The organism is Aquisalimonas sp., assembly GCF_007120195.1.
Classification (GTDB): Bacteria; Pseudomonadota; Gammaproteobacteria; order Nitrococcales; family Aquisalimonadaceae; genus Aquisalimonas.
Map to the genome: position 1 here is coordinate 1 of NZ_SKOG01000006.1, position 4,442 is coordinate 4,442.

Genomic DNA, 4,442 nt, shown 5'->3' on the forward strand with positions numbered 1-4,442 from the left:
GGTTTTCCTGTACGGCAAGGTGCTGGAACAACCATTGGGAGACATCGGCGAGACCGTGCGTGCGAAACGCCCTCCGCGGCTGCCCGTCGTGTTGTCCCACGATGAGGCGGTCGCGATCATCCGCCACCTGCAGTCCCCCTATGGACTCATGGCGTCTCTGATGTACGGCGCCGGGTTGCGTGTTGTGGAGTGTGCGCGGCTACCGGTAACCATGCCGTCTGCGCTACGGCGCAAGTATCCGAACGCGGACAAATCGCTTCAGTGGCCGTGGCTTTTTTTTATACGGCGGTGACGCCCTGAACGCCGCAAGGACAATGAACACAGGAGGGGAGGAGGATGGTCGTTCGCACCGAAATTCACGGGCCAGTGACGACAATCATTCATGACCGGCCCGAGGCTCGCAATGCTATGGATCCTGACTCGGCGGACGCGTTGGTTGATGCTTTTCAGGCGTTCGATGCCGACCCGGAGGCCTCCCTTGCGGTACTGTGCGGGTCCAGCGGCGCGTTTTGCGCCGGTTGGGATCTCAAGTACGCAAGCTCCCTTGCCGAAAGCAGTCGCCTGAACGCGATGCTCGACCAACTGGCGATACCCGATGAAGGCGAAATGCCTCGTGGTCCGCTAGGCCCAACCCGGCTTGCGCTCGCCAAACCTGTAATGGCGGCGGTCGAGGGGCCTGCGGTGGCAGGCGGAATGGAGCTTGCCCTGTGGTGTGACATTCGGGTGATGGCGCAGAGTGCGTATTTTGGGGTTTACTGCCGGCGCTGGGGCATTCCGCTGTTGGATGGTGGCACGGTTCGATTGCCGCGCCTCGCAGGTCTGGGGCGTGCCATGGAGATCACGCTGACGGGGCGCAAGGTGCCGGCGGAGGAATGCGAGCGAATCGGGTTATGCGAAAAGGTTGTACCGACTGGACACGTGCGCGCCGCGGCGGAAGCACTCGCCCACGAGATTGCCCGTTTTCCCCAGGAGTGTGTCCGCGCTGATCGTCGCTCGCTCTATCTCCAGCACGGGCAGTCCGTTCGCGAGGGTTTGCGTCGGGAGTGGTATAACGGCATCGGCGTTCTGTCGCAGGAGGGGGTCTCTGGTGCCGGCCGCTTCTCCGGCGGCAAGGGGCGACACGGGGATTTCGAGGACATCGGCCAATAAGGCAGATGCCCCGGCGGGGGACAGAAGTCGGCACCGTTGACACTCGCGTTGGCCCATCGATAACAGGAGCTACAGGCCTGTCGCTTCCCCGAGTACGCGCAGGCCACCGTGCTTCGCAGGCGGGCGCGCACGCCTTCCCCCCGGGGCGAGGAGGAATGACCGCTCTTGACCCCGAGCGGCGCAGAACACAGGCCACGACGTGCGCATCACACCTCTGAGACCTGACATGATTTCAGAGAAGGTTGGGAGACGGCGCGCTAGACTGCTCCTGCGCCCGCCGATCACAGCCTCCCTGGCCTTGTACTGTCAAGGAGACAATTGGTCCGCGGCCGGGCGTCCATAATGTGGCGGGCTCACAAGGCGCTGACTCAAAGAGGCGGAAGCGTGAGGGAATCGTATACCGGCAGCTGGTATTTCGGCTGGAACATCGTAGCGGCCGCCACACTGATTACGCTGCTCACCGTGGGCATGCGCATGGGTATCGGGCCGTTTTTCATACCGATGGCCGAAGACCTGGAGATGAGCCGCAGCCTGTTGGCCGGAATCGTGGCCATCGGTATGCTCTGCTATGGTCTTGGCATGCCGCTCGCCGGGCACCTGGCCGGCACCCGCGGCACGCGTTTCGTGCTGTTGCTGGGCACTGTGGTGGTGCTGGGCTCAATTATCTGGACGGTGACCGCTCGCCACCCGTTCACGTTTTTCCTGGCCTACGGCGTCCTGTTATCCCTGGGGTTGTCGTTTACCAGTCCGGTGGCGCTGACGCCCGTGATCAGCCGCTGGTTCACGCGGCGCCGCGGCATGGCGCTGTTCTTCTTGTCCACCGGTTCCATGGCGGGCATCGCCGTACTCACCCCGGTGCTGACGTGGTCCATCCAGGCCGTGGGGTGGCAGAACACGCTGCTCGGCTTCGCTGTGGTCTTCCTCGTGCTGGTGGTGCCGACCACCTTTCTGATCATCCGCGACCAGGCCCCGGCCAACACCGACCTGCTGCCGGCACAGGGAAGCGGGGACGACCGGTCGGCCAAGCCCGTGACCGCCACCAGCGACTCGTTACTGACATTCCGCGAGGCCATTCGTACGCGGCCGTTGTGGCAAGTCGCCATCGGGCTGTTCGCCTGCGGCTATAGCATGAACCTGCTCGGCACCCATGGCGTACCGATGCTGGTGGATCATGGATTCGACCCGATCACCGCGGGGTACGGCATCGGCCTGATCGGCCTGGTGGCCATCCCCAGCACCCTGGTGCTCGGGCGCTTGTCGGATATCCTGCAGCGCAAGAACCTGCTCGCCATGATCTACCTGATTCGTGGCCTGGGCTTCTTCGCCCTGTTGCTGGTGGCGACCGCGTGGGAGCTGTACGTGGTGGCCGCCGTCGCCGGCATCGTGTGGGCGGGCAGCATTGCACTCTCCTCCGCCATCCTGGCGGATGTCTACGGCATCCGCCTGGTCGGCGTCCTGTACGGCTGGACCTATCTCGGGCATCAGGTCGGCGCCATGATCAGCTCGTGGCTGGGGGGTTGGGGCTACGAGGTATTCGGCAGCCACTGGATCGCCTTCGGTGGCTCGGGGCTGATTCTGGCGGTCGCGGCGGCCATATCGTTCCAGCTGCCGCAACGGGGTTTCGTTCAGGCACCGCTGCCAAAGTGAACCACGGGCGGCAAACCGTCACTGCGGATCGCTCAACAACCCTCGGCCGACTTGCACGGGCGCACGCGAAAGTCAGGCGATAGCCTGGTGGCGTGGTGTGTGCCAGGCGCCACAGCGTCTCATTACGGGGGACGTGAGCGTGGAGGCCTGTCCGTGCACGCCGGCCAAACAAGGCCCCTCGATGGAGGCGTCATCGAGATCGCACTGTCAAATTCCTCCGGTGCGATACGATGACTCCAGTGACACTGCGGATTTGCCATCAACAACTGGATGGGGTCATCTCCATGGGAAAGCTGGCCATTGACACGTTCGCGATAGGTGCAAGCCATGCCGACCCACCCGCGCATCATTGATCTCACCGGGGACCATCCGGCCCTGCTGGATCAGGCCGCCGTCCTGCTGCATGAGAGCTTTCGCGGGAGAACCGAGGAGTGGCAGGATCTCGATTGCGCGCGCCGCGAGGTGCAGGACTCGGTGGCAGCGGAGCGCATCAGCCGCGTGGCCGTGGACTTGAATGATAACGTCCTCGGCTGGGTGGGCGGCATCCCGGCCTACCGTGGCCGGGTCTGGGAACTGCACCCGCTGGTGGTTGCAGCTTCGCATCGACGCCGTGGCATTGGCCGTGCGCTGGTCCATGACCTGGAGCGCATGGTGGCCGACCGCGGCGGAACCACGCTGTGGTTGGGCAGCGACGACGAGAATGGGGAGACGAGCCTCAGTGGCATCGATCTGTACGCGGACGTGCCCGGTGCGATCCGCCAATTCCGCAAACTTCGCGGCGAGCATCCGTGCGAGTTTTACCTGCGGCTCGGTTTTCGCATCACCGGCGTCATGCCGGATGCGAACGGCCCGGGCAAGCCCGATATCTTCTTCGCGAAGCGGGTCGAACGAGCCTGGGGCCCGTAACCGCAGGAGGCTGAACCTGGTTTCATGACAAGAAGGCCGATGACCAGAACCCGGCCGCGGACGCGGCGCCTGCTGCTGCTGGCGGCGACGGCGCTGATGCTTGCCTATCTGGGCACCGCCACCTACCACACGAGCAAGCCTCTGCCCGAGGGCGTCAGCGTGGCGATGCCGGTGCGTGCCGCGGGCGAGATCCGGTTCCTGGCTGACGATACCTGGGTGGACCCATCAGGGGAGCGGCAGACGGATCACGAGATCGTCGAGCGCGTACGGGAGCTCATCGACGGTGCGGAACGGCTCGTTGTCCTGAACATGTTCCTGTTCAACGATTTCGCCGGCGAGGCGGAAGGCGAGGACATGCGTCCGTTGTCCGAGGAGGTGGCCGCGGCGCTGATCGACAAGAAGCGCGAGCGCCCTGAGATGCCGGTGATCCTCATCACGGACCCCATCAATACCGTATATGGCGGGATCGAGAATGACAATCTGCAGCGGCTCGAGGCTGCCGGTGTGGATGTGGTCGTAAGCCGCCTGGAGCCCTTGCGCGATTCGAACCCGGCATGGTCCGGCATGTGGCGGCTGTGCTGCCAGTGGCTCGGCGACGCGCCCGACAGCGGCTGGCTGCCCAATCCCGTCGGCGACGAGGCGGTGCCGTTGCGCAGCCTCCTGGCCATGCTCAACTTCAAGGCCAACCACCGCAAGACGCTGGTGGCCGACACCGCGGACGGCTGGACCGGGCTGGTGAC

The 4,442-nt window shown here is 64.6% G+C and carries 3 protein-coding genes and 2 pseudogenes; all 5 read left to right on the forward strand.

Annotation, left to right across the window (positions count from 1 at the left end; genetic code table 11):
- Window positions 1–292, forward strand: a pseudogene (locus tag QZT63_RS00670) (hypothetical protein); the annotation flags it as partial.
- A gap of 44 nt (window positions 293–336) precedes the next feature.
- Complete coding sequence (locus tag QZT63_RS00675) at window positions 337–1,149, forward strand: crotonase/enoyl-CoA hydratase family protein (RefSeq protein ID WP_290647753.1); 813 nt, start codon at window positions 337–339, stop codon at window positions 1,147–1,149.
- A gap of 384 nt (window positions 1,150–1,533) precedes the next feature.
- A complete protein-coding gene (locus tag QZT63_RS00680; protein ID WP_290647754.1) occupies window positions 1,534–2,796 on the forward strand; it encodes an MFS transporter in 1,263 nt (420 codons plus the stop codon).
- Between the two features lie 327 nt (window positions 2,797–3,123).
- Complete coding sequence (locus QZT63_RS00685; RefSeq protein WP_290647755.1) at window positions 3,124–3,702, forward strand: GNAT family N-acetyltransferase; 579 nt, start codon at window positions 3,124–3,126, stop codon at window positions 3,700–3,702.
- A gap of 39 nt (window positions 3,703–3,741) precedes the next feature.
- Window positions 3,742–4,442, forward strand: a pseudogene (locus QZT63_RS00690) (phospholipase); the annotation flags it as partial.